This is a genomic window from Amycolatopsis thermalba, from assembly GCF_003385215.1.
In the GTDB taxonomy this organism is placed as follows: Bacteria; Actinomycetota; Actinomycetes; order Mycobacteriales; family Pseudonocardiaceae; genus Amycolatopsis_E; species Amycolatopsis_E thermalba.
In genome coordinates this window covers 1-23,223 of sequence record NZ_PQHW01000112.1, presented here as the reverse complement: position 1 = coordinate 23,223, position 23,223 = coordinate 1, and the positions used below count along the sequence as shown (strand labels likewise).

The 23,223-nt window shown below is 71.5% G+C and carries 27 protein-coding genes and 1 tRNA gene; 14 read left to right on the top strand and 14 right to left on the bottom strand.

What is annotated here, in order from left to right; all coding sequences use genetic code 11:
- Positions 1-274: 274 nt before the first annotated feature.
- Entirely contained in the window at positions 275-532 is a 258-nt protein-coding gene (locus tag D0D15_RS30345; protein WP_094006059.1) for a helix-turn-helix domain-containing protein, read from the bottom strand.
- A gap of 72 nt (positions 533-604) precedes the next feature.
- Between D0D15_RS30345 and D0D15_RS30340 the strand changes: the two genes are divergently transcribed.
- A complete protein-coding gene (locus tag D0D15_RS30340; RefSeq protein ID WP_094006060.1) occupies positions 605-892 on the top strand; it encodes a winged helix-turn-helix domain-containing protein in 288 nt (95 codons plus the stop codon).
- Here the strand turns inward: D0D15_RS30340 and D0D15_RS30335 are convergent, their stop codons facing one another.
- Entirely contained in the window at positions 893-1,948 is a 1,056-nt protein-coding gene (locus D0D15_RS30335) for a J domain-containing protein (protein ID WP_094006061.1), read from the bottom strand.
- Positions 1,949-2,002: 54 nt separating this feature from the next.
- Between D0D15_RS30335 and D0D15_RS30330 the strand changes: the two genes are divergently transcribed.
- Positions 2,003-2,575 carry a hypothetical protein gene (locus D0D15_RS30330; RefSeq protein ID WP_094006062.1) on the top strand — a complete coding sequence of 191 codons (573 nt, stop codon included), beginning with the start codon at positions 2,003-2,005 and terminating at the stop codon, positions 2,573-2,575.
- Here the strand turns inward: D0D15_RS30330 and D0D15_RS30325 are convergent.
- Positions 2,559-2,951, bottom strand: a complete 393-nt coding sequence (locus D0D15_RS30325; protein WP_094006063.1) for a DUF2237 family protein — start codon at positions 2,949-2,951, stop codon at positions 2,559-2,561. The genes D0D15_RS30330 and D0D15_RS30325 overlap by 17 nt on opposite strands.
- Before the next feature lie 143 nt (positions 2,952-3,094).
- Complete coding sequence (locus D0D15_RS37360; RefSeq protein WP_233157306.1) at positions 3,095-3,319, bottom strand: hypothetical protein; 225 nt, start codon at positions 3,317-3,319, stop codon at positions 3,095-3,097.
- Between the two features lie 107 nt (positions 3,320-3,426).
- Between D0D15_RS37360 and D0D15_RS37355 the strand changes: the two genes are divergently transcribed.
- Positions 3,427-3,693 (top strand): hypothetical protein, encoded by a 267-nt coding sequence (locus tag D0D15_RS37355; RefSeq protein WP_233157307.1) that lies wholly within the window; start codon positions 3,427-3,429, stop codon positions 3,691-3,693.
- Here the strand turns inward: D0D15_RS37355 and D0D15_RS30300 are convergent.
- Positions 3,690-5,027 (bottom strand): MFS transporter, encoded by a 1,338-nt coding sequence (locus D0D15_RS30300; RefSeq protein WP_094006191.1) that lies wholly within the window; start codon positions 5,025-5,027, stop codon positions 3,690-3,692. The genes D0D15_RS37355 and D0D15_RS30300 overlap by 4 nt on opposite strands.
- A gap of 112 nt (positions 5,028-5,139) precedes the next feature.
- Positions 5,140-5,778, bottom strand: coding sequence for a TetR/AcrR family transcriptional regulator (locus D0D15_RS30295; RefSeq protein WP_094006064.1), 639 nt, complete (start codon positions 5,776-5,778; stop codon positions 5,140-5,142).
- Between the two features lie 65 nt (positions 5,779-5,843).
- On the opposite strand from D0D15_RS30295, the gene D0D15_RS30290 reads away from it, so the two are divergent.
- Positions 5,844-7,631 (top strand): bifunctional sugar phosphate isomerase/epimerase/4-hydroxyphenylpyruvate dioxygenase family protein, encoded by a 1,788-nt coding sequence (locus tag D0D15_RS30290; protein ID WP_094006065.1) that lies wholly within the window; start codon positions 5,844-5,846, stop codon positions 7,629-7,631.
- On the opposite strand, the gene D0D15_RS30285 is transcribed toward D0D15_RS30290, so the two are convergent.
- Positions 7,619-7,960, bottom strand: a complete 342-nt coding sequence (locus D0D15_RS30285; protein WP_094006066.1) for a putative quinol monooxygenase — start codon at positions 7,958-7,960, stop codon at positions 7,619-7,621. The two genes, D0D15_RS30290 and D0D15_RS30285, sit on opposite strands and share 13 nt — an antisense overlap.
- A gap of 83 nt (positions 7,961-8,043) precedes the next feature.
- Between D0D15_RS30285 and sigK the strand changes: the two genes are divergently transcribed.
- On the top strand, positions 8,044-8,637 hold the full coding sequence (gene sigK / locus D0D15_RS30280) for an ECF RNA polymerase sigma factor SigK (RefSeq protein ID WP_094006067.1): 594 nt from the start codon (positions 8,044-8,046) through the stop codon (positions 8,635-8,637).
- A complete protein-coding gene (locus D0D15_RS30275) occupies positions 8,634-9,356 on the top strand; it encodes an anti-sigma factor (protein ID WP_115944939.1) in 723 nt (240 codons plus the stop codon). Before sigK ends, D0D15_RS30275 begins: the two co-directional genes overlap by 4 nt.
- A gap of 37 nt (positions 9,357-9,393) precedes the next feature.
- Here D0D15_RS30275 and D0D15_RS30270 read toward each other — a convergent pair whose 3' ends face one another.
- The gene (locus D0D15_RS30270) at positions 9,394-9,852 is read right to left on the bottom strand and encodes a nuclear transport factor 2 family protein (protein WP_094006069.1); all 459 of its coding nucleotides are present in this window, start codon (positions 9,850-9,852) and stop codon (positions 9,394-9,396) included.
- An 80-nt stretch (positions 9,853-9,932) separates the two neighbouring features.
- Between D0D15_RS30270 and D0D15_RS30265 the strand changes: the two genes are divergently transcribed.
- The 6 genes from D0D15_RS30265 (at position 9,933) to D0D15_RS30235 (ending at position 14,253) form a co-directional block, all read left to right on the top strand.
- Positions 9,933-10,805, top strand: coding sequence for a bifunctional helix-turn-helix transcriptional regulator/GNAT family N-acetyltransferase (locus D0D15_RS30265; RefSeq protein WP_094006070.1), 873 nt, complete (start codon positions 9,933-9,935; stop codon positions 10,803-10,805).
- A gap of 15 nt (positions 10,806-10,820) precedes the next feature.
- The gene (locus D0D15_RS30260) at positions 10,821-11,267 is read left to right on the top strand and encodes an SRPBCC family protein (protein ID WP_094006071.1); all 447 of its coding nucleotides are present in this window, start codon (positions 10,821-10,823) and stop codon (positions 11,265-11,267) included.
- The gene (locus D0D15_RS30255) at positions 11,267-11,479 is read left to right on the top strand and encodes a KTSC domain-containing protein (protein WP_094006072.1); all 213 of its coding nucleotides are present in this window, start codon (positions 11,267-11,269) and stop codon (positions 11,477-11,479) included. Before D0D15_RS30260 ends, D0D15_RS30255 begins: the two co-directional genes overlap by 1 nt.
- A gap of 101 nt (positions 11,480-11,580) precedes the next feature.
- Positions 11,581-12,984, top strand: a complete 1,404-nt coding sequence (locus D0D15_RS30250; RefSeq protein ID WP_094006073.1) for an alkaline phosphatase PhoX — start codon at positions 11,581-11,583, stop codon at positions 12,982-12,984.
- Between the two features lie 18 nt (positions 12,985-13,002).
- Positions 13,003-13,794 carry an aminotransferase class IV family protein gene (locus D0D15_RS30245; RefSeq protein ID WP_094006074.1) on the top strand — a complete coding sequence of 264 codons (792 nt, stop codon included), beginning with the start codon at positions 13,003-13,005 and terminating at the stop codon, positions 13,792-13,794.
- A gap of 261 nt (positions 13,795-14,055) precedes the next feature.
- On the top strand, positions 14,056-14,253 hold the full coding sequence (locus tag D0D15_RS30235; RefSeq protein WP_233157308.1) for a nuclear transport factor 2 family protein: 198 nt from the start codon (positions 14,056-14,058) through the stop codon (positions 14,251-14,253).
- Between the two features lie 22 nt (positions 14,254-14,275).
- Here D0D15_RS30235 and D0D15_RS30230 read toward each other — a convergent pair.
- Positions 14,276-14,349, bottom strand: a tRNA-Leu gene (locus D0D15_RS30230).
- A gap of 101 nt (positions 14,350-14,450) precedes the next feature.
- Here D0D15_RS30230 and D0D15_RS30225 point away from each other — a divergent pair.
- A complete protein-coding gene (locus tag D0D15_RS30225; protein ID WP_094006076.1) occupies positions 14,451-14,672 on the top strand; it encodes a DUF3618 domain-containing protein in 222 nt (73 codons plus the stop codon).
- 553 nt (positions 14,673-15,225) lie between these two features.
- Here D0D15_RS30225 and D0D15_RS30210 read toward each other — a convergent pair.
- Positions 15,226-15,705 (bottom strand): hypothetical protein, encoded by a 480-nt coding sequence (locus tag D0D15_RS30210; RefSeq protein ID WP_094006077.1) that lies wholly within the window; start codon positions 15,703-15,705, stop codon positions 15,226-15,228.
- A 230-nt stretch (positions 15,706-15,935) separates the two neighbouring features.
- Entirely contained in the window at positions 15,936-16,490 is a 555-nt protein-coding gene (locus tag D0D15_RS30205; RefSeq protein ID WP_094006192.1) for a TetR/AcrR family transcriptional regulator, read from the bottom strand.
- Positions 16,491-16,626: 136 nt separating this feature from the next.
- Here D0D15_RS30205 and D0D15_RS30200 point away from each other — a divergent pair, with 136 nt between their 5' ends.
- Entirely contained in the window at positions 16,627-18,102 is a 1,476-nt protein-coding gene (locus tag D0D15_RS30200) for a flavin-containing monooxygenase (RefSeq protein ID WP_094006078.1), read from the top strand.
- Positions 18,103-18,467: 365 nt separating this feature from the next.
- Here the strand turns inward: D0D15_RS30200 and D0D15_RS30195 are convergent, their stop codons facing one another.
- From D0D15_RS30195 to D0D15_RS30185, 3 genes are all read right to left on the bottom strand, one after another.
- On the bottom strand, positions 18,468-18,941 hold the full coding sequence (locus tag D0D15_RS30195; protein WP_094006079.1) for a helix-turn-helix domain-containing protein: 474 nt from the start codon (positions 18,939-18,941) through the stop codon (positions 18,468-18,470).
- 190 nt (positions 18,942-19,131) lie between these two features.
- On the bottom strand, positions 19,132-20,856 hold the full coding sequence (locus D0D15_RS30190) for an LCP family protein (protein WP_094006080.1): 1,725 nt from the start codon (positions 20,854-20,856) through the stop codon (positions 19,132-19,134).
- An 85-nt stretch (positions 20,857-20,941) separates the two neighbouring features.
- Positions 20,942-23,104, bottom strand: coding sequence for a phospholipase (locus D0D15_RS30185; protein WP_094006193.1), 2,163 nt, complete (start codon positions 23,102-23,104; stop codon positions 20,942-20,944).
- Positions 23,105-23,223: the final 119 nt, after the last annotated feature.

Sequence of the window (23,223 nt, the reverse complement as noted above, 5' to 3'; positions counted from 1 at the left end):
TGCCTGATTGTGTTTCAGTCGCCGAGCAGGCGTGTCAAGGCGGGAAAGAGTACCTTGACACGCCTGATCGGCGACCAAAGACCGGCTGTGGATCGGGGGCGGGGGAGGTCTGGTTGGGGTAGTCGGTCCACTTGCGTTGCCGGGCGGCGGTTTGTTGGGCTGCCGCGGGGTCAGCCGAGTGCCGGGCCGCTTGCGTTGCCGGCCGCCGGTTGCAGGGCGGCCGCACGGCCCGCCGCTGCCGCCCCACTCGCCTTGCCGACCGCCGCCTCCCCGCCTAACCCTTCCCCTCATCCAGCAGCTCCGCTGGGTGCACCCCCATCGCCTCGGCGAGGCGGAACAGTGTGTCCAGCGTGATGTTGCGTGTGGGCCGTGGCGCGCCTTGTGCGAGTCGTGATCGTTCCAGTTCGGCGACCACCGAGCGGGACACCCCGGCCCGGTCCGCCAGGTCGGCCTGGCTCAGGTCCCGGTCCCGCCGTAGCCGCCGCACGCGGGTTGCCAGGGCGCGCAGCCGGGCGTCCAGGACCTCCTCCATCGTCACAACTGCGCAGCCTACCAATGGTCGCTCGTGCCCTACTTTTTGTCTTTTCTATGCTACCTTGGAGGGGTGAGCAGAGAACTTCCCGCCACCGGTCCCGCCTACCTCTACGACCTCGTCGCCGACGATCTCGCCCGGCGCATCGAGTCGGGTGAGCTCGCGGTCAACACGCCGCTTCCCGCGGAGCAGACGCTGGCCCGGCAGTACGGCGTCTCGCTGGGCACGTGCCGCCACGCCACGAAAGTCCTCCGCGACCGTGGGCTGGTGCGGACCATCCCCTCGAAGGGGACGTTCGTCGCCGGGCGGCCCGATCGCGTGGCGATCTACTGCCTCGAACCGTTCCTGGACGTGGCCTGACTAGACGACCTGCGCGCGCACCTTCCGCAGCAGCCGCACGTCCACGCGCGCGGCCTCCGCGGCCAGCCAGTCGCCGATCACCTGCACGAACTGGTCCGGCGTCATCGGCGGGGCGGGCACGTCGAAGTCCTCGTCGGTGGTGATCTCGCCCGTGCGGCTCGGGTACACGATCAGCGCGCCGCGGATCTCCGCCCCGGGCAGCAGCGCGCGGAAGGCCTCGATCGCCTCCGGCAGCTGCGTCGCGCCGCCGCGGAAACGACGTTCGTCCCGCCACAGCTCGCCGTGCTCGTCCGCCGCGTAGTGCCCGGGCAGCCACGTCTTCGACTCGATCAGCACCAGCCGCCGCCCGGCGAGCACCGCGTGGTCGATGTCGGCGAACACCGAACCCGGCCACGCCAGCCCGTGGAAGATCCGCGCCCCCGGCAGACGCGTCAGGTACCGCTCCAGCAACTCGGCCGTCAGCCGCTCGCCCCACTGGTCCGGCTCCGAGCCCGGCGAGCCGAACACGACCGTGCCACCGAACTCGTCGTCCACCGCGCGCTCGGCCCGCGCCACCTCCAGATGCTGCCGCACCAGCCAGATCGCCACCGCCGACGCCAGGACCAGCCACACCGCGACCGCCAGCGCACCCGCCATGATCGGCAGCACCACCAGCAGCAACCACGCCAGCAGCAACACCGCCGGAGCGTGCCCGGGCGCGGCCCGGTCCACCGCGCGCGCCTTCTCCCGCGCCGCGTCCCACCACTCCAGCGCGTCCGGGTCCAGCACCGGTAACTCGGCCGTGAAACTCGGGTCCTCACCCAGCTTCCGCCCCGGCCGCCGCGCCCGGACCGGGGTGGCGGTCGCCGCCGCGCGGTCCAGCGCTCGGTCGTACGCCGCGCGCTGCAACGGGTCGACCAGCACCTCGTAGGCCTGCCGCAACGCCTGGAACTCGTCGGGGGAACCACCGGCGTCCGGGTGCACGGTCCGCGCCTTCTGGCGGTAGGCGGACTTGATCTCCGCCGTCGAGGCATGCCGGTCCACCCCGAGCAGGTCGTAGTAGCCCTCGCCGCGCACGCGGTTACTTTATGTGGTCTCCGTTTTCGCGCCACATGTGGCTAGAGTCAGCCGATGGTCCTCGACATCACGGACAGGCTGGGCATCCGCACCGGCCGCTACGTCGCGCCCGCCGGGCTCGCGGCGATCGTCCTCGGGGCCGCCCTCTTCGTCCTCCCACCGCACAGCACCCTCGCCGCGATCGCGCTCGGACTCGCGGGCGGGGCGGCCTTCGCACTGGGCACCGCCCGCCGCGCGCACGGCCGCTGGTGGGCGCTCGTCGCCGGGCTCATCAGCGCGGCCCTGCTCTTCGCGGCGCTCACGGTCGCCGGCCGCGGCCTCGCGCTGCACGCCTTCGGCCACACCGAGACCTGCACGGTCACCGACCGGGTCATGATCGAGACCGGCGCCCGCTACCACCACTACGGCTTCGTGCACACCCTCGCCTGCGGCGGCGAAACCCTCACCATCCGCACCGACCCGGGCGATCGCGTGCCGGTCGGGACCGCGGTGACGATCCTGACCAGCGACGTCCTCGAACCGGACTTCGCCGACCGGCACCCGCTCCTGTTCGAGGTGCCCGCCGTGCTCGGGTCGATCGCCCTGACCGCCGTGCTCGTGCGGCGCTCGGTCAGGTCAGCGAGCTAGGGTCCGCGGGCACGTCCACCGCGTGCCGCTGCAGGGCCTCCAACGGGACGACGTCCAGCGCCCGCTCGTGCGTCGAGGCCAGCACCACCGGCGCGGCCACACCCGCCTCGTAGGCCTGCAGCCACCGGGCGGCCACGACGCACCAGCGGTCGCCGGGCCGCAACCCGGGGAAGCCGTACTCGGGGCGGGGCGTGGACAGGTCGTTGCCGACCCCGCGCTGGTACTCCAGGAACTCCTTGGTCACCACGGTGCACACGGTGTGGCTGCCGAGGTCGTCGTCACCGGTGGTGCAGCACCCGTCCCGGTAGTACCCGGTCATCGGATCGGTGCCGCAGGGCTCGAGTTCGCCGCCCAGAACATTGCGATCGGTCGTCATGGCAGTCCGTGCTGTCGTTTCCAATCGTCCTCGCACAGAGCGTACTCGACGTCACCGTGTTCGGCGCCGATGCCTCGACCCGCTCGACGCTGTCAGGGGTGGTTCGGGCTGGTCGAGTCCGCGCCGTTGGAGGCGACTTGCAACTAGGCTCCTGGCTCCGCCGGTGCTCTGGCATCACGGCCACCCGACCGAAGCTGTGCGTCGCCGCACCGCTCGCTCGGCCGCTGAACGCACACACCCCGGCCGGTGGTGGGGATGGCCAGGTAGAAGATGATCAGCGCGGCGAACACGTACCCGGCGGCGAGCACCAGCATCGACACGTGCGGGCCCGCCGCGGCGACCGCCACCAGCACCACCGACTGCAGCACCCCGCCGGTCTGCCCGAGCCCGCCCGCGAACCACCGCTCGCGCGGGCGAGCCGCTGTCGGTCTCCGTGGGCCTGGCGCCGGACAACAGCGCGGTTACCGTCGTGCTGTTGCGCACCGTCGAGCACGTCGACAACCGGCACACCCACGACCACGAGCAGGTGCTGTGGGACCTGGCCGACACGATGTCCCGCACCGGCGCGCTGATCTTCCGCGAAGCCTCCTACGGCCCGGAGCACGCCCAGCTGCTGGCGAAGAACGGGATGTCCAAACAGGACGTCCAGCGATCGGTGTCGGGCGTGGTCCTGTCGGTCGACGGAGGCGGCCCGCACCGCGCCGGTTTCCCGAGCCGCTCCGCCGAAGCCGCGAAGTCCTAGGCGGTCGCCCCGCCCGCGGAGGTCATCGGCACCCGGCCGCCGTCCAGGTCCTTGCGGCCCAGGTCGGCGGTCGGGACCCGGTAGTTGTCCCGGCCGGTGAGCACCGCGATCACGTTGACCAGGCACAGGCCCGCGGTGAAGATCGCGACGCCGACCCAGTTCGCGCTCTTGTCACCGGCGATCGCGGCGGCGATGCTCGGCGTGAACCCGGCGATCGCGAACCCGATCTGCGTGCCGATCGCCATGCCGGACAGCCGCACCCGCGCGGGGAACATCTCGCCGTAGAACGCCGGCCACACCGCGTTGGTCGCGCTGTAGACGACACCGAACATCAGGATTCCCACGACGAACACGAGCACGTAGTTGCCAGCCGAGATCGCGCCCAGGTAGGCGAAGATCAACAGGGCGCAGCCCAGCGACCCGCCGATGAACACCGGCTTGCGCCCGACCCGGTCCGCCAGCATCGCCCACAGCGGGATGGCGCCCAGCGCGACGATGTTGGCGAGCACGCCGACCCACAGCATCGGAGTGCGCGCGAGCCCGGCGGAGTTGACCGCGTAGGACAGCGCGTACACCGTGAAGATCGTGCTGACCGCGGCGATCACGGCCGCGAACACGACCCGCAGCACGTCGGCCCAGTGGTCCCGGAACAGCACCGCGACCGGCAGCTTCGCCTGCTCCTGGCCGGCGACCTCGCGCTCGAACACCGGGGTCTCGTCCAGCTTGCGCCGGATGACGAACGCGGCGACGACGACCAGCGCGCTGGCCCAGAACGGCATCCGCCAGCCCCAGCTCTGCAGCGCGGCCGTCGGCATCGCCGCGACCGGCAGGAACACCGCGGTCGCCAGGATCTGCCCGGCCTGCGTGCCGGACAGCGTCCAGCTCGTGTAGTACGAGCGGCGGTGCTCCGGCGCGTGCTCCAGCGACATCGAGTTGGCGCCGGCCTGCTCACCGGCCGCGGACAGGCCCTGCAGCAGGCGCAGGATCACCAGCAGCACCGGGGCGAGCACGCCGACCTGCTCGTAGGTCGGCAGGCAGCCGACCAGGAACGTCGAGACACCCATCAGCAGCACGGTGAAGACCAGGACCTTCTTGCGGCCGAACCGGTCACCGACGTGGCCCAGGATGAACGCGCCGATCGGGCGGGCGACGTAGCCGACGCCGAACGTGGCCAGCGCCAGCAGCGTGCCCGCCGCCGGGTCCGAGCTGGGGAAGAAGATCTTGCCGAAGACGAGTGCCGCGGCGGTGCCATAGATGAAGAAGTCGTAGTACTCCAGTGCGCTGCCCACCCAGGCAGCCACCGCGGCCTTCCGGGGCTTTCCGTGCTCGACCACGTCCACGCTCCTGTCGCTCCGTTGCGGGCCGGATTAATGTACCGTTTGGTTACGTACCAGATGGTGAGTTAGTGGTCCACGGCTTGTCAACCCGGAGAAGGGGACGAAACGCTCAGTGCGCGGTCAGGTACTCGACCAGCAGGTCGCCGAGCATCGTGCGGTAGTGCTCGCGCCGGCCGGGGTCGAGCATGTCGCGCTTGAAGATGGCGTTGAACGTGTGCCGGTTGGCGGTGCGGAAGACGCAGAACGCGCTGATCATCATGTGCACGTCCAGCGCGTCCACGTCCGCGCGGAACGTCCCGGCGGCCCGGCCGCGCTGGAGGATGCGGGTCAGCACGTCCAGCGCGGGGTTCGCGAGCGTCGACAGCACCTCGGAGCGGCCGATGTGCTCGGCGTTGTGGATGTTCTCGATGCTGACCAGCCGGATGAAGTCCGGGTGGGACTCGTGGTGGTCGAAGGTCAGCTCGGCCAGCTGCCGCAGGGCCTCGACCGGGTCGAGGTGGTCGACGTCGAGTTCCTGCTCGCGGGCGCGGATGCCGGCGTAGGCGCGTTCGAGCACCGCGACGTAGAGGCCTTCCTTGCTGCCGAAGTAGTAGTAGAGCATCCGCTTGGTGGTGCGGGTCTTCGCGGCGATCTCGTTGACGCGCGCCCCGGCGTAGCCCTGGTCGGCGAACTCGCGGGTCGCCACGTCGAGGATTTCGGCGCGGGTGCGCTCGGCGTCGCGCAGGCGTTCGGCGCTTTCGGTCGGCATATGCGCACCGTAGGACTCACCGACTGGTTCAACCAACACCGGCCCGTGCGAGAGGAGTCCCGGCCATGAGGCGAGGGATCGCGACCGTGTGCCTGTCCGGCACGCTGGAGGACAAGCTGACCGCGGCGGCCGCCGCCGGCTTCGACGGGGTCGAGATCTTCGAGAACGACCTGATCGTCTCGCCGCTGTCGCCGGCCGAGGTGCGGCGCCGCTGCGACGACCTCGGGCTGTCGGTGGACCTGTACCAGCCGTTCCGGGATTTCGAGGCGGTGCCGCCGCCCGTGTTCGAGGCGAACCTGCACCGCGCCGAGCGCAAGTTCGACGTGATGGAGCAGCTCGGCGCCGACACCATGCTGGTGTGCTCGTCGGTGTCGCCGGACGCCGTGGACGACGACGACCTGGCCGCCGAACAATTGCATACACTCGGTGTACGAGCAGCTCGGCGCGGTATGCGCATCGCATACGAGGCGCTGGCGTGGGGCCGGTTCGTCGACACCTACGACCACTCGTGGCGCATCGTGCGGCGGGCCGATCACCCGGCGGTGGGGCTGTGCCTGGACAGCTTCCACGTGCTCTCCCGCGGCAGCGACCTCGCGCTGATCCGGACGATCCCGGGCGAGAAGATCTTCTTCCTCCAGCTGGCCGACGCGCCCCGGCTGCACATGGACGTCCTGCAGTGGAGCCGGCACCACCGGCTGTTCCCCGGGCAGGGCGCGTTCGACCTGACCGCGTTCGTCGGGCACGTGCTGGTCACCGGCTACTCCGGGCCGCTGTCGCTGGAGGTCTTCAACGACGTGTTCCGGCAGGCCGATCCGCGCCGCGCGGCAGTCGACGCGATGCGGTCGCTGCTCGGGCTGGAGGAGTCGCTGGGCGAGCCCGCGATCGCCGCGCCGGAGCTGACCGGGCACGCGTTCACCGAACTGGCCGTGGACGAGGCCACCGGGTCGCGGCTGGCCGCGGCGCTGAGCGCGATGGGGTTCGCGCACACCGGGCAGCACCGGTCGAAGCCGGTGCAGCTGTGGACCCAGGGCGAGGCGCGGGTCCTGCTGAACGCGACCGGCGGGCCGGCCGAGATCAGCGCACTGGCCGTGGCGAGCGCGGACCCGGCGCGCTCGGCGCGGCGGGCGGAATCCTTCCACGCGCCGGTGCTGCCGCGCGAGCACCGCGCCGGCGAGGCCGACCTGTCGGCGGTGGCCGCCCCGGACGGCACGGCGGTGTTCTTCTGCCGCGACGGCTGGCTGTCGGACTTCACGCCGACCGGCGACACCGCCGCGGGCGCCGGGTTGCTGGGCACCGACCACGTCTCGCTGAGCCAGCCGTTCGACAACTTCGACGAGGCCGCGCTGTTCTACCGCACGGTGCTCGGGCTGCACCCGGAGATGCCGACCGAGTTCGCCGCGCCGTTCGGCCTGATCCGCAGCCGCGCCGTGACCAACCCCTCGAACACCGTGCGGATCGCGCTGAACGTCGCGCTGCTGCGCCGCGGCGAGTGGGCGCCCGGCGTGCCCGACCCGCAGCACATCGCCTTCACCAGCGACGACGTGCTGGCCACCGCCAAGGCGATGCGCGCGGCCGGCGCGCCCCTGTTGGCGATCCCGGACAACTACTACGACGACCTGGACGCCCGGCTGGCCCCGCCGCCGGACCTGCTCGCCGCCCTGCGCGAGTATTCGGTGCTCTACGACCGCGACGAGCACGGCGAGTTCCTGCACTTCTACACCGAGGTGCTGGGGGCGCGGGTGTTCTTCGAGGTGGTCCAGCGGATCGGCGGCTACCGCGGCTACGGCGCGGCGAACGCGCCGGTGCGCATGGCCGCCCACCGCCGGTTGCGGCTCGCGCGTCAATCCGGCTGAGCGAAGACCTCGGGGTAGGCGGTGAACACCGGGTTCGCCGCCACCCAGTCCCACAGCTCGCCGGTGATGTCGCCGTAGATCTCGGCTTCCACCATGTCCGCGCACTCGCCGCCCCGTGCGAGCAGGGCCGCCCCGCGGTCGTTGTGCGCGAAGGCGGCGTCCACGTCGGTGTACTCCTCGATGACGACGTAGCTGCCCGGCTCCCCGGAGAACCACCGGTAGGTGAGCGTGCCCGGTTCGGTCGCGGCCTGGTCGCGCAGCGCGCGGGCGACCTCCTCGAACTCCTGCTGGTCGTGGACGTCGAAGCGGGCGCGCACGTAGAAGCTCATGACCGCATCCAACCAGTGATCCGACCCATCCGGTCCCGCGTTCGCTCCGAACACGATCTGTCGGCGTGAGGGAGGATGACGGGATGGACGACTCGGTCCGGGCGATACGCCCGGCCGCCCAGGGCCCCGCGGGCCCGTCTGCCGAGGATCTGATGGCCCAGGTCGTGCGGGGGAGTGAGGCCGCGTTCGAGCAGCTCTACGAGGTGGTCGCCGGCCCGATCTTCGGCGTGGTGCGGCGCGTGGTGCGCGACGTCGCCCAGTCCGAGGAGGTCGCGCAGGAGGTCCTGGTCGAGTTGTGGCGGACCGCGGCGCGCTACGACAGCGTGCAGGGCAGCGTGCTGAACTGGGCGCTGACCCTCGCGCACCGCCGCGCGGTCGACCGGGTGCGGTCGGCCCAGGCACGCACCGACCGCGAGCAGCGGGCCGGGGCGACCGCGCCGGGACGCGAGTTCGACGAGGTGCTGGAGGCGGTCACCGCCCGCCTGGAGCGGGAGCAGGTGCGCCGCTGCCTGGACGGCCTCACCGAGCTGCAGCGCGAGTCGATCATGCTCGCCTACTACGGCGGCCACACCTACCCCGAGGTCGCGGACCTGCTGCAGAGTCCACTGGGGACGATCAAGACGAGGATGCGGGACGGCCTGATCCGCCTGCGCGACTGCCTGGGGGTGACGCGGTGAACCCGGACGTCCACATGCTGACCGGCGCCTACGCCCTCGACGCGCTCGACGAGCTGGAGCGACGCCGGTTCGAGGAGCACCTAACCGAGTGCCCGGACTGCGAGCGCGAGGTGGCCGAGCTGCGCGCGACGACGGCGCGGCTGGGTGCCGCGGTGTCCGAGACACCGCCCCCGGCGCTGCGGGATCGCGTGCTGAAGCAGGTGCGCCAGGTCCGGCAGGAACCACCGGCCCGCCGGACGGCGACGCGTTCCCGGAACTGGACGACACGCCTGCTCGCCGCGGCCGCCGTGATCGCGATCGCGGTCGCCGCGGTCAGCGGAGTCCTCGCGGTGCGGGCCGAGCGGCAGCTCGACACCGCCCAGGCGCAGTACGCGGCGCTGACGGAGCTGCTGTCGGCGCCGGACGTGCGGACGGTGTCCGGCACGGACGCGGGCATCGCCGGCGAGGCGCGGCTGGTCGTGTCGCCCAGCCGGGACCGGGCGATGCTGACCATGTCCGGCATGCCGGACCAGCCGGCGGACGTGACCTACCAGGCGTGGACGATCGACGCGTCGGGTCCGCGCTCGGCCGGTGTGATGGGGCACGCCGGGACCACCGGGGCGCCGCTGATGTTCACCGGCCTGGCGGGGGTGCGCACGGTCGCGGTGACCGTCGAACCGGCCGGCGGCGTCGAGCGGCCGACGTCGGCGCCGGTGGTGGTCTTCACGGTGCCGGCGTAACGGGTTCCCGGTGGCCGGGGTGCTCCGGCCACCGGGATCACCGCTGGAACCGCCGCCGGCCGGTGAGCGGGCCGAGCCCGGAGCGCCACCAGGCGAGCCACGCGCCGGGACTCGCGGCGACGGCCCGCGCGACGGGCATCGAGTCGAAGAAGGAGTCCCGCCGGGTCACCCAGCCGTCGGCGTTCAGCCACAGCTCGTCGACGGCGCGGAAGGCCAGCGGCTTGCCGCGCAGCGTGCCGCTCAGCCGCAGCTCGATGAACAGCCGGTCCTCCCGGCCCGCCCAGGACAGCACCTCGCCGCGCAGGTCCGGCAGGAAGCCCAGCAGCCGCTCGGCCTCCCGTCCCCACGCCCGCCTGCCTCGCGTCGGCGGCACCATCGGCTGGTTCAGCTCGACGTCCTCGGCGAGCAGGGCGTCCCACGCGCGGGGATGCGGCCGCGCCCAGCCCGCGGCGAACGCCGCGACGACCTTCTCGTGGGCGGCGGTCCAGTCGGTCATCGTCGACCTCCTTCTTGCAACGACTGCAAAAAGTCTACCGCGCCTTGATCTTTGACTTGAGTCAAAGAAAGATCGGCGGCATGGTCTCCGACGTCGCGGCCTTCCGCCGGTTCAACCGCTCGTTCACACGACGGATCGGGCTGCTCTCCGACACCTACCTCGGCCAGGACCGCCCGCTCGGCGAAGCCCGGCTGCTGTACGAGATCGGCTCCGGCGCCTCCCTGCGCGACCTGCGCACCCGCCTCGGGCTGGACGCCGGTTACCTCAGCCGCCTGGTCCGTTCCCTCGCCGACGCCGGGTTGGTGCGCGTTCGCACCGGCGACCGCGACAGCAGGCTGCGGATCGTGGAACCCACCGCCGCGGGCGAAGCCGAGCTGGCCGAACAGCACCGCCGCGCGGACGCGCTCGTCACCGGCCTGCTCGACGGCCTCACCGGCGACCAGCGCCGGCGCCTGATCGACGCGATGGGCACCGCCGAACGCCTGCTCCGCCTGGCCGCGATCACGATCGGCCCGGCCGATCCGGAGTCCGCGGACGGCCGGCGCTGCCTGCACGCCTACGCGGCCGAACTCGACGCCCGGTTCCCGGAGGGGTTCGACACCGCGGATCTGGTTGCGCCCGGCGAGATCCGCGGCGACCGGGGAGTCCTGCTCCTCGCCCGCGAGGACGGCCGCGCCGTGGGGTGCGGCGCGCTGCGTACGTTCGAACCGGGGATCGGCGAGATCCGGCACGTCTGGCTCGACCGCGACGTCCGCGGTCTCGGCCTCGGCCGCCGCCTGCTCGCCGAACTCGAGGGCGCGGCGCTGGCCCGCGGGATGTCCGCGGTCCGGCTCGGCACGCACCCCGAGCTGTCCGAGGCCATCCAGATGTACCGCACGAGCGGTTACTCCGAAATTCCCCACTACGGCGACGATCCGCACAGCGGTCTGTGGTTCGAAAAACGGCTCGGATGACCTACCCTCGAATTCGTGCCGGTCGACGTGCGCACCGAAATCGTCATCGCGCGCCCGCGGGAAACGGTGGCTGCCTACGCGGGCGATCCGTCGAACGCGCCCGAGTGGTACGCCAACATCCTGGACATCGAATGGGAGACCCGGCCGCCGCTGCACGAGGGCTCCCGGATCGGTTTCGTGGCGCGGTTTCTCGGCCGCACCCTGCGGTACACCTACGAGGTGGTCGAACTCGTGCCCGGCGAACGGCTCGTGATGCGCACCGCGCAGGGCCCGTTCCCGATGGAAACCACCTACACCTGGGAATCCGTGGACGAGGACCACACGCGCATGGTCCTGCGCAACCGCGGTGAGCCGAGCGGGTTCGCGAAAGCCGGCGCCCGCGTGCTGCGCGCGGCGATGGCACGCGCGAACCGCCACGATCTGCGCCGGTTGAAGGACCTGCTCGAAACGGGTCGCCCCTAGTGCGCCGCCATCCGGTTTCCTCGAGCGCGCTCGCGTCGGTCGGGTACGACGCGGCGCGGCGCATTCTCGAGGTGGAATTCCTGCACCACGGCATTTACCGGTACCTGGGCGTGGAAAGCGCTATCTACCGCGCGTTGCTGGCGGCGGAGAGCAAGGGCCGCTACTTCCAGGCGTGCATCCGTGACCGCTACCCGCACGAGCGGCTCGCCTGAACCGTTCGCCCTCCGTTCGCCTGGGTGTCGTCCGCGGGCCCCGCCGGGGTCGGAATCGGCGGTTTTGATCCTTGGCACGGTTCCCACCACAGGAGGTCGGCATGGCTTCACTTTCCCGGCGTGATCTGCTGCGCACCGGCGCGGCGAGCGGTCTGGGCATCATCGTCGCGGGCAGCGTCGACGCGATCGCGGCGCCTGCCGCGGCCGCGCAGGTCACCCGCGGCGCCGGCTACGGCCCGCTCGTCGACGATCCGGCCGGCCTGCTGGCGCTGCCGAAGGGCTTCCGGTACCAGGTGATCGCCCAGTCCGGCGTGACCAAGCTGGAAACCGGCCAGTTCACCCCGAGCGATCCCGACGGCATGGCGTGCTTCCGCCGCGGCCGGGACTTCGTGCTGATCAACAACCACGAGATCGGCGGCAGCGAGCCGCACCGCACACCCGCGCTGCCCGGCCTCACCTACGACCCCGGCGCAGGCGGCGGCACCACGACCATCGTCGTGGACCACAAGGGCAACCGGAAGAGCGAGTACGTCAGCCTGGCCGGCACGCACAACAACTGCGCCGGCGGCGAGACCCCCTGGGGAACCTGGCTGACCTGCGAGGAGACCGAGCAGCGCGCCGGTGGCGTGTTCCAGAAGGACCACGGTTACGTGTTCGAGGTGGACGCCTTCGACCGCGACGCGAACCTCGAACCGGTCCCGCTGAAGTTCCTCGGCCGCTACTCGCACGAGGCCGTCGCCGTCGACCCGAAGACCAGCGAGATCTACCTGACCGAGGACGCGAGCGGCCCGAACGGCCTGTACTTCCGGTGGCTGCCGCCGAAGGGCTTCCGCGGCGGCAAGGGCGCGCTGCGGGCGCTGGCGCTGTCCGCGGGCGGCGACACGGCGGGCAAGCTGCAGGCGATGAGCGCGTTCAAGGGCAGCAGGCACATCGGCGACCTGTCCGAGGCGACCACGCCGGGCACCCGGTACAAGGTGCGGTGGGTCGACGTGCCCGATCGCGACGCCCGGACCGTGTCGGTGCGCAAGCAGTTCGCGCCCGGCCAGGTGACGCACAGCCGCAAGCTGGAGGGCGCCTACTGGGGCGACGGCGGGGCGTACTTCGTCGCCAGCTACGCGCGGATCAGCGACGGCAGCGTCAACGAGCACGACGGCCAGGTGTGGTTCTACGACCCGCGCTCCGAGACGATCGAGCTGAAGACGATCTACGGCGTGAACCCCGACCCGGAGGCCGACACGAACTACGACGGGCCGGACAACATCACCGTGTCCCCGCACGGTGGCCTGATCCTCGCCGAGGACGGCGAGGGGCTGAGCCACCTGGTGGGTGTCACGAAGGACGGCAAGTCGTACCCGATGGCGCGCAACGACCTCAACGACAGCGAGTTCACCGGCCCGGTGTTCAGCCAGGACGGGCGGATCCTCTTCGCCTGCATCCAGAGCCCCGGCCACGTGTTCGCGATCACCGGGCCCTGGGACCGGTCGTTGACCTTCACACCGGTGTGAAGGCCTAACGTGCGGTGCATGAGCACTTTCGTCGTTCATCGCAACGGGCGAGCGGCGACCAGCGAGGACCTGGCGCCGCTCGCCTTCGCCGGATACGCGCACTTCACCGCGATGCAGGTGCGGGGCGGCCGGATCCGCGGCCTCGACCTGCACCTGGCCCGGCTGCGCAACGCTTCAGTCGAGATGTTCGGCACCGCACTGCCCGACGAGACGGTGACCGCCTACCTACGGGCGGCGTTGAAGGAGGGGCCGGCGGACGTCTCCCTGGTCGCCACGGTGTACTCGCCGGAGTTCTCGACGGCCGACGCCGAGCCCGGGGTGCTGGTCCGCACCGGACCGGCCACCGACGGCCCCGCGGGCCCGCTGAGCCTGGCGACGTTCGAGTACGAGCGGGTCCTGCCGGCGATCAAGCACGTCGGCGAGGTGGCCAAGACGTACTACCCGAAGCAGGCCACCAAGCGCGGCTTCGACGACGCGGCGTTCGTCGACCGCCACGGCCGGCTCACCGAGGCGTCGATCTGGAACCTGGCGTTCTGGGACGGGGAAGCGGTGGTGTGGCCGGAGGGGCCGATGTTGGGCGGCGTCACGATGGGAATCCTGCGACGCCAGCTGGACCGGCTCGGCGTGGCGCAGCGCTCGCAGGTCGTGACAGTTCCTGATTTGTCGTCGCTGCGGGGAGCGGTGGTGATGAACTCGTGGACACCGGGCGTGGCGGTGAGCCGCATCGAGGACGTGGAGCTGGGCACGCCGGAGTCCTTTGTGGAGCTACTGCACCGCGCTTACGCGGCGGAGCCGCTCGTCGCGCCGTAGAACGAGTCCGACCCCGGACGGCGGCGCGCGGCCGTTGCCGCGCTCCGGGCCCCGACGCCCACGAACAGTTCGTCGCCGGGGGCGGGTTCGTCTTCGTCCACGCCCGGAACGCGGTGGCCCACCACGACGCCGTCACGTTCACCACGCACATGGTGCCGCGGACGGCGGTGATCCGGTCTGGTCTTCCTCGTTCTGGGCGAGGACGGCGGCATCCGGCGGGACTACCAGTTCACCGGTGGCGACGCGGGCACCCGTGCGGCGGTGGCGGAGTTCCAGGTCCTCGTCGAGGGGCGGGACGCGGTCGTGCTGGGCGAGATCCAGCAGACCGTGCGGGCCACGGACCAGCCCTACACCGCGCGGTGCGCCGTGCACCTCACGGTGGAGGACGGGCTGATCACCCGGTACCACGTCTACGAGGACAGCCTCAGCGTCGCGCAAGCCCTCGCCGGGGACGAGTGACCTGCGCGATGGTGCCGGTGAGTGGGCCCGGAGAGACTCGAACTCTCACTGGCATGGACCTAAACCATGTGCCTCTGCCAATTGGGCTACGGGCCCCGACGCCCCCAGCCTAGCGCCCGGGCCCGGTACGGCGTGGCCGGTGCCGCCCGCCGGGGGCGGTGATCTACGGTTGTGCCCTGCGAAGGTGAGGAGGACCTGTGGCTCGCGACCCGGACACCATCGAGCGGGAGATCGTGAAGGCCCGCGAAGCGCTCGCGTCGACGCTGGACCAGCTGGGCGAGAAGGCCAGCCCCAAGCGGCTGGCCGACAACGCCAAGACGACCCTGCGCGCCAAGCTCGACGACCCCAAGGTCAAGTTTCCGCTGATCGGGGCCGGCGTGCTCGTTGCGGCGCTGCTGGTGCGCAAGCTGTTCCGCTGAGGGCTCAGGCCCGGGCGACCGGCCGCGGTCACCTTGTTCGACGAGGTGGCCGCGGCTCCGGCACCGCGCGACGACCCGGTGAGCGAAGGTCAGGGTCAAGTTTCCGCTGATCGCGGCCGGTGTGCTTGTCGCGGCCACGGTCACGCCGAGGGGCCGCGGCGCCGTAAGACGACCCTGCGCGCCGAGCTCGACGACCCCAAGGTCAAGTTTCCGCTGATCGCGGCTGGCGTGCTCCTCGCGGCGCGTTGGTGCGCAAGCTGTTCCGCTGAGGGCTCAGGCCCGCGCGGCCGGTGTGCTCGCGGCCGCGGTCACCTTGTTCGACGAGGTGGCCGCGGCTCCGGCACCGCGCGACGACCCGGTGAGCGAAGGTCAGGGTCAAGTTTCCACTGATCGCGGCCGGTGTGCTTGTCGCGGCCACGGTCACGCCGAGGGGCCGCGGCGCCGTAAGACGACCCTGCGCGCCGAGCTCGACGACCCCAAGGTCAAGTTTACGTTGATCGCGGCCGGCGTGCTCCTCGCGGCGCGTTGGTGCGCGAGCTCTTCCGCTGAGGGCTCAGGCCCGCGCGGCCGGTGTGCTCGCGGCCGCGGTCACCTTGATCGCCGAGGCGGCCGCGGGCTGCGGCGCCGCCGGCTTCGCGGTCGTCAGCGCGTCCCCGATGTTCGCCGTCAGCTTCGCCTTCGGCTTCTTGTCCGGCTTGGGCGCCGGCTGCTCTGGTACTTCAGCCGGTGCCTCCGCCGTCGCCGCCCCCTCCGCTGGCGCGGCCGGCTCCGGGACCTCGATCGGCGCCGGCTCCGGCCGGGACAGCCGCGCGGTCATGTACGCCGCCGTGAACTCCAGCGCACTCCCGTTGAGCAGGTGGACGACGGTGGCCCCCTTCGCCTCCGCGCCCAGCTCCTCGACGAACTGGTCGACCCGGTCCCGCGCCGCGATGATCCCGGGCGCCCGCGCCGTCAGGCTCTTGCCCTGACCGGTCACGGTCACCGCCCAGTCGTCGTCCTCCGGCACGTAGATCGCCGTGATCGGTACCGCCATGAGTCTCACACCCCTGCCGCTCTCGGCTGCAACTCCACACTGAGGGAGCAATCCGAAGCCTCTTCATGACGCCGATCGCATTCATCCGATCGGGCGTGCTTCTGCCGCCATTTGCTTAACGCTCTGTCAGCTTCTATCGATACATCAACAGAACTCTGCGTGACAAGTTCTGGGCGGAAATGTGCGATGCGTGACGGCCATATGGAGCAACGAGCTGCGAGTACGTCCGATCACTGAGCGCGAAGGCCCAGTCCGGCCCACAGCACCTCCATGGCGAGGTCGGTAGCCATATCGGGTGTCACCTCATCGTGCTGCTCGCACCAGATGGCCAGCCGCTCGCTCGCCCCGACCACGAGCTCCGCCGTCGCCTCGAGCAGCAGGTGCCCCGTCTCGCCCGCGTCGAAGTACTGCGCCATGAGCTTGGCGATGAGGTCGGTCTGCTGCCGCCGCGTGTCCTCCAGTGCGTCGGAGGCCGACGTGCCGATCAGGGCCAGCTCGTGGCGCAGCAGCGACCAGCCCTGCCGGCGTTCCCGGGCGAACACGAAGAACGCCCGCAGTCCGCTGCGCAGCGCCTCGCGGGCGTCCGTTTCGCCGGCCACCGCGCGTTCGGTCACCTCGCGCAGCTCGGCTCTGGCCTGCGCGACGCACGCCAGCAGCAGGCCTTCCTTGGAGTTGAAGTACTCGTAGAGCATCGGCTTGGACACGCCGACGCGCTCGGCGATCTCGTCCATCGACGCCGCGGCGAACCCGCGCTCGGCGAACACCGCCTCCGCGACCTCGAGCATCTGCCGTTCGCGCTGGGCTCTCGGCATGCGTTTGCGGCGGGTCGGCCCGGTCATGAAACTGACTCTACCGGAGGTAACCTACTCCGAGTAAGATGGACTCGCGGTAACACCTAATGCTCAGTGTGGAGGAAGGTACATGGCAGAGCACACGCGAACGGGCGTGATCATCGTCGGCACCGGGTTCTCCGGCCTGGGCATGGCGATCCAGCTGCGCAAGGAGGGCCGCGAGGACTTCGTCATCCTGGAGAAGGCGGACGACGTCGGCGGCACCTGGCGCGACAACACCTACCCGGGCTGCGCGTGCGACATCCAGTCGCACATGTACTCGTTCTCCTTCGAGCAGAACCCGAACTGGAGCCGCTCGTTCTCGCCGCAGCCGGAGATCTGGGACTACCTGCGCGGCGTGGCCCGCAAGTACGACCTCTACGCCCGCACCCGGTTCGGCCAGGAGATGACCGGCGCCCGCTGGGACCCCGACGAGAACCGATGGCACGTCACGACGAAGAACGGTGACACGTTCAGCGGCCAGTTCCTGGTCAACGGCGTCGGCGCGCTGCACCTGCCGCAGATCCCCGACCTCAAGGGCATCGAGCGGTTCCGGGGCAGGACCTTCCACTCGGCGCAGTGGGACCACGACTACGACCTGCGCGGCAAGCGCGTCGCGGTCGTCGGCACGGGTGCCAGCGCGATCCAGTTCATCCCGGCCATCGCGCCCGAGGTCGAGCGGCTGCACGTCTTCCAGCGCACGCCGGCCTGGGTCATGCCGAAGCCGGACCACGCGATGCCGGACTGGGCCAAGGCGGTGTTCGCGAAGATCCCCGGCACGCAGCGCGCCTACCGCAACCTCCTGTACTGGATGCTGGAGGCCCGCGCGATCGGGTTCAACGGGCACCAGGGCCTGATGAAAGTCGCGCAGAAGCTCGCGAAGTCCAACATCGACCGGCACATCGACGACCCGGCGCTGCGCGCGAAGCTGACGCCGGACTACGTGATGGGCTGCAAGCGGGTCCTGATCTCCAACGACTACTACCCGGCGCTGAACCGGGACAACGTCGACGTGATCACCGACGGCGTCGCCGAGGTCACCGAGACCGGGGTGATCGACACGGCCGGCGTGGAGCACGAGGTCGACGCGATCATCTTCGGCACCGGCTTCCACGTCACCGACGCGTTCGACAACCTCGACATCATCGGGGTGGAGGGCCGCAAGCTCAACAAGGAGTGGGCGAGCGAGGGCATGCGGACGCACCTGGGGATCACGGTGAACGGGTTCCCGAACATGTTCTTCCTGCTCGGGCCGAACACCGGGCTGGGGCACAACTCGGTCGTGTTCATGATCGAGTCGCAGATCCGGTACGTCGCCGAGGCGATCCGGCTGGTCGAGCGGACCGGGGCCGGTGCGCTGGAGCCGCGGGCGGAGGTGCAGGAGCGGTTCAACGCCGAGATCCAGCACAAGCTGGCCAAGGGCGTGTGGACGCAGGGCGGCTGCAAGAGCTGGTACCTCGACGCGAAGGGCGTGAACCGGACCATCTGGCCCGGCTTCACGTGGCGGTACTGGCTGAACACGCGCAAGCTCCGCCCGTCCGACTTCGAGCTGGTCGGACACCACTGATTCGTGGCGAGGCGCGGCGTGCCGATGGGCGCCGCGCCTCGTCGCGTTTGGCCACGGTTCGCCGCGTGTGGCCGCGCTTCGCGACGCTTGGCCGCGCCGGAGGCGGGAGGCCACCGGCTGCGCCGGTGACGGTTCATCGCCACCGGATCGCCCGGCGACGCGCCGCCCCGGCGACTCGCCGCCCCGGCGGTTGGCTGGCCGGCGGGTTGCCGGTCCGGCGGCTTGTCACCCCGGCGGCGTTGCCGCCCCGGCGGGAGCGGCCATCTCCTCCGGGGCGCTTGCCCGGGATCTCCGTCGTAGCAACCACTCCCGGTCCGTGGCTTCCGCTCGCCGGCGAGGTGGCATCGTGTGCCGCTCCTTCGTGGTCAGTCGTCCTCCACGCCGGAGATTGCGCGCAGGCGGTCCAGCAGCTCGGGGACCGTCAGGCCGCACAGCTGCGCCATCCACGACATCGCCGACCGGTCGAGGCGCACCTCGCCCGGGGCGCCGGGCTGGCGCAGTCGGTCTTCCGCCCACCGGCGCAGCGGCAGCAGCTCGGCCCGCTCGTCGGCGACGATGCGCGTCAGGTCCAGCCGCACCTTGCCCGGCTCGTCGGCGAACACGCGGCGGTGCACGCGGGCGAGCAGGTCCTGCGGCAGCTCGTCCATCGCGATGCACAGCTCCACGAGCCGCACCACCGAGCACTGCCGCGTGCCCAGTTCGTAGGTCGCCAGCGTCTGCAGCGAGATGTCGCTCTGCAGGTGCTGGTTCAGTTCCTTGCGCGTCCAGCCCCGTCGCCGACGCAGCTTGCGAAGTTCCTCCCCCAGGATTCGCTGGTAGAGGTCATTGTCGATGCGCACTCCCCGTCCCCTGCCTTGACCACGCGTCGTGCCGCACCCCTGCTCTGGCACGTCCGGTCGAACTCCAGCGGTGTTCACGGGTATGTAAGTCGCTGAGTGCGGGTTCCTTACGCGACTTTGCCCAGACCGTTTCGTTTGACCGCCGTTATTAGGCCGATCGGGCTAACCCGGGGTGGGCTGGACGGTGTGGTCAGTTGACGCAGGTGACGCCGTCGGCGGTGATCGGCTCGTCGCTGCCCGGCGCCGGGGCCTGGGTCGTGGGCTGCGCCGCGGCCGCCTGCTGGACGACCCGTGACGGGGTGGTCGAGTAGTCGCTGCCGATCAGCACGACGACGTGCCCGCTGGTGACCGTCGGGTCCGGTTCGATCGTCGCGCCCGAGCCGAGTGCGTCGGCGACCTGCTGGGCCGCCTCCTGGCCGCCTGCCGGGTAGCGGACCACGGTGGACTTGCGCGAGGTGGTGTTCGACGTCTGGCCGCCGGTGAAGCCCTTGCCGGTCAGGCTCTGCAGGACCGTCGAGGCGAGCCCCGCGCGGCCGGTTCCGTTTCGGACGTCCACAGTGATCGCCGACTTCGCCGCCCCGGTCTCGGCGGGCTGGGTGGACCCGGCCGGCGCGGTGAGGCCCTGGACGAACTCGCGGATCTCGTCCGGGTCGACCTGGATCGCCTGCCCGTCCTCCGGGGTGCTGTAGTCCATGTTGACCACCGGAATGGTGCGGAACTCCAGCTGCCCGCCGGTGAGGCCCTTCATCTGCTGGGCGAAGCCGATGATGTCCCAGCCCTGGTTGAGCACGACGGACTTCTTGATCGCCTCGGTGAGGCCGTTCAGCTTGCCCGGGTCGGCGAGGGTGCCCGCGGAGAGCACCTTGCGCGCCATGCCGGCCATGAACACCTGCTGGCGGACGACCCGGTCCAGGTCGCCGCGCGGCAGGCCGTGCCGCTGGCGGACGAACTCCAGCGCCTCGACACCGGAGATCGTGTGCTGGCCCTTGGTGAACTTCGCGCCCGAGTACGGGTCGTTGACGTTCTCCTTGAGGCACACGTCCACGCCGCCGATCGCCTGCGTGATCTCGGAGAAGCCGAGCAGGTTGACCGAGGCGTAGTTGTCGATCGTCGAGCCGGTCAGCTGCTCGACGGTCTTGATGAGGGTCTTCGCCCCGGCCTGGTTGCTCTGCACCTCGATGGACTTGGCGTCGGTCTCGCCCTCGTCCTGCAGCTTCTTGCGCTCCGCGGCCTTCGCCCTGGCGTAGGCGGAGTTGATCTTGTGCTTGCCGAAGCCGGGGATGGTGACGTAGGAGTCGCGCGGCAGCGAGATCGCGACCGCTTTGCTGCCGTCGTTGGGGATGTGGACCATGATCAGCGTGTCGGTGTTCTCCTCACCGTCCGCGACCCCGGCGCGGAGCTGGGCGAGGAGGTCCTCCGGCAGCGGGTTGCCCTGCGCGTCGGTCCGGCTGTCCATGCCGACCAGGAGGATGTCGCGGGCGCCGTCGGCCGGCTGGTTCGCGTCGATCACGTCCGTGGTGGTGAGCCCGTTGACCAGGCCCTGCATGGCCGCCCACGCGTAGCCGGTGAGGCTCATGACCAGCAGGGACACCAGCCCGACCGCGACCTTCGCGCCCCGGTGCGACTGGTGGCGGCGCGGCGGCGGTGGCGGCGGGCGGCGGCGGACCTGGGCCGGCGCGGCGCGGTCGCGGGCGGCGGGCGGCCGTGCGGCCCGGCCTGCCGGCGGGCGCCCCGCCGAAGGCCGGTCGCCGACCGGTTTCCCAGCGCGGTCCACTGGCGGGCGGCCGGCGGAGGTGCGGCCGGCTCGGTCGGCGGGTGTGCGCCGGACCGGGCCTTCGTGACGAGCGTCGATCTGGCGCGGCTGTCGCGGCCGTGCGGGCCGGCCGGTCCCACGATCGTTCCGCGGGTCGTCCACGCCAGGTGCTCCTTTCGCCACAGTCGTTCACCTACTCGGCCGTAGCGTCGCATACGGCCAACCGGAAGTGGTTTACAACACTCGATTACGTGTTGTGCACCACCGCCTTGGTGGATACGAGCGTGCTGGCCACCGCCGCCAGCGCGATCAGGGCTGTCACGCCGTGCACCGCCATCGTCACCGGCTCGGCCGCCGACAGCAGTGCCGGGACGCACGCCAGGCCCGTCACGACCCACGTGCTGCGTGCTTCGCTGAGCCCCGTCCGCACCGTGTGCAGGAGGAATACCCCGATCAGCAGCTGGATAAGGTTCTGGATCGGGTCGACCGCCAGTCCCATGATCGTGCCGTCGCCGCCACCGAACCGGGTCAGCGCGAACCCGAACAGCCCGACCACGGCGAACCCGATCCCGAGCATGGTCGCCGCGTGCGCGAGCCAGCCGCCGGAGCCGGGCTGGTTCGCGACCGGGACGGCGGTCTCGCGCGGGTGGCGCTCGAACCACCAGAAGACCATCAGCGCGGGCACCGCGAGCAGCGCCAGCGCGAACCAGGTGCGCGGGTCGCCCAGCCACGTGAAGATCGCCGCCGGGTGGTCCGGCAGGTAGACCAGGGCCACGACCAGCAGCATCGCGGCGAGGAAGCCCAGGTACAGGCTCATCGGGGCGCGCATCGCCAATCGGGCCACTCCGGCGGAACGGGTGGTCAGCCGGGCGAGTGGCTTCGCGGCCAGCCCGAGCAGACCGATCTGGGCGGCGCCGAGCAGCAGGACCGGCACGGTGGGCCCGGACAGCGCGGGCGGCGCGCCCGGCGCCCCGAGCAGGTCCCTGCTGAGCCCGCCGACGGTCGTGAGCAGGGCGAGGCCGGTGATGCCCACGGCGGTGACGGCGGCCAGGAGCAGGCGGTTGGAGGCGCGGATGCGCCCGAACGCGACCTGCTGGGCGAGCAGGGCCAGGCCGAACGCCGCCAGGTAGCGCGGGACCGGCGAGCCGAGGGCACGCGCGGCCATCTCGGCCAGGACGACCAAAGCGAGCAGGCCGGCGACCGAGGCCGCCGCGGCGCGCCGGTGCAGCGCGAGCATCAGCGGGGTGGCGACCACGGTGAGCAGGTAGAGGCCCAGCAGCCACAGCGGGTGCAGGGCGATCCGCATGATCGCGGCGTTGGTGCCCTCGGGGATGCCGAGCAGTTCGAGCGCGAGCGGCACGAGCAGTGCCACCACGACGAAGATCAGGGCCGGGCGCAGCAGCCAGCTGGCCCGGTGGGCCAGGTACTGGCGGTACCCGCCGCCGCTGTCCCGGGTCGCGCGCCAGCCCGCGGCGTTGGCGCGGCCGCCGGCGAAGAAGAACACCGGGGCGAGTTGCGCCACCCACGTGAACGGCCACAGCCATTCGGCGCCCACGCCGGCCCAGCGGGCCAGCGCGATGGCCGATTCGCCGAGGATCAGCAGGACCAGGGCGCCCACGCCGAGCGTGACCCAGGGGGACAGCGGCGCGGACCGGGCCGGGGCCGCGGCCGGGGCGGGTGTGCTGACGCGGGCGTGCCGGTGCTGCAGCCAGCCGCGGAGGCGGAAGATCAGGAGGCACCCGATCACGGCGACCCCGGCCAGCAGCGGGCCGATCGGATCGCCGACCGGCGGGCCCCAGCGCTGGTGCCAGGAGTTCACGACGAGCCCGGCGGAGTAGAGGCTCGCGACGACGCGGCACGTGCGGGGCGAGTCCATCGGGTTGAGGTCGCAGGCGGCGTGCATGTCGTCGGACAGGCGCTGGTCCAGGGCCTCGCGGACGTCCGGACCGAGGGGGTGGCCGACCGCGGCGGCGTAGCGGAGGAGGTCGTAGCCCAGGTCGTGCGCCTTGCACGGGACCGCGTAGTCCCACTTCGTGTTGTCGTCGCCCCACGGCGTCGAGCAGCCGCCGTCGACGTGCACCGCGCGGACGGTGCCGTCGCGTGCCGCCATCTGCCCGGGGACGACGCCGGTGACCTGGGTGAAGTCCGTGGGCAGGAGGGCGAGGGCGTTCGGTTGCGGGCCGGGGTGGACGAGTGCCTCGATGGCCTGCTGGGCGGCGAGGGCGCCGCCGGTGGGCGGGCCGGCGTCCGGCGGGGCGGCCGGCCGCGAGGCGACGAACCCGAAGGTGAGGACGGCCAGCGACAGCACCAGCAGCCAGCCGGAGGTGGCCAGACGGCGGCGCACCCGGGGCACCGGTGGGGTGCTGGTCCCGGGTGGCGGGTGGTCGGTGAAGGTCGCTGGGGTGATCATCGCCTCCCAGAGTGGCAGGGGAGCGGCCTCGGCGGCCACCAGGGAATTCCCTGATCGTGGTTCTTCGAGGGCGCCACTCTAGTGGGTGACGGGTGGGAGGTTTGGGAGTCGGGGTGGCG

What these genes read in the sequence shown, in the direction of transcription:
- D0D15_RS30345 (WP_094006059.1), bottom strand. Translation starts at nt 532, where the DNA reads ATGGAGGAGGTCCTGGACGCCCGGCTGCGCGCCCTGGCAACCCGCGTG.
- D0D15_RS30330 (WP_094006062.1), top strand. Translation starts at nt 2,003, where the DNA reads ATGGTCCTCGACATCACGGACAGGCTGGGCATCCGCACCGGCCGCTAC.
- D0D15_RS30325 (WP_094006063.1), bottom strand. Translation starts at nt 2,951, where the DNA reads ATGACGACCGATCGCAATGTTCTGGGCGGCGAACTCGAGCCCTGCGGC.
- D0D15_RS30295 (WP_094006064.1), bottom strand. Translation starts at nt 5,778, where the DNA reads ATGCCGACCGAAAGCGCCGAACGCCTGCGCGACGCCGAGCGCACCCGC.
- D0D15_RS30290 (WP_094006065.1), top strand. Translation starts at nt 5,844, where the DNA reads ATGAGGCGAGGGATCGCGACCGTGTGCCTGTCCGGCACGCTGGAGGAC.
- D0D15_RS30285 (WP_094006066.1), bottom strand. Translation starts at nt 7,960, where the DNA reads ATGAGCTTCTACGTGCGCGCCCGCTTCGACGTCCACGACCAGCAGGAG.
- sigK (WP_094006067.1), top strand. Translation starts at nt 8,044, where the DNA reads ATGGACGACTCGGTCCGGGCGATACGCCCGGCCGCCCAGGGCCCCGCG.
- D0D15_RS30270 (WP_094006069.1), bottom strand. Translation starts at nt 9,852, where the DNA reads ATGACCGACTGGACCGCCGCCCACGAGAAGGTCGTCGCGGCGTTCGCC.
- D0D15_RS30265 (WP_094006070.1), top strand. Translation starts at nt 9,933, where the DNA reads ATGGTCTCCGACGTCGCGGCCTTCCGCCGGTTCAACCGCTCGTTCACA.
- D0D15_RS30250 (WP_094006073.1), top strand. Translation starts at nt 11,581, where the DNA reads ATGGCTTCACTTTCCCGGCGTGATCTGCTGCGCACCGGCGCGGCGAGC.
- D0D15_RS30245 (WP_094006074.1), top strand. Translation starts at nt 13,003, where the DNA reads ATGAGCACTTTCGTCGTTCATCGCAACGGGCGAGCGGCGACCAGCGAG.
- D0D15_RS30210 (WP_094006077.1), bottom strand. Translation starts at nt 15,705, where the DNA reads ATGGCGGTACCGATCACGGCGATCTACGTGCCGGAGGACGACGACTGG.
- D0D15_RS30205 (WP_094006192.1), bottom strand. Translation starts at nt 16,490, where the DNA reads ATGCTCGAGGTCGCGGAGGCGGTGTTCGCCGAGCGCGGGTTCGCCGCG.
- D0D15_RS30200 (WP_094006078.1), top strand. Translation starts at nt 16,627, where the DNA reads ATGGCAGAGCACACGCGAACGGGCGTGATCATCGTCGGCACCGGGTTC.
- D0D15_RS30185 (WP_094006193.1), bottom strand. Translation starts at nt 23,104, where the DNA reads ATGATCACCCCAGCGACCTTCACCGACCACCCGCCACCCGGGACCAGC.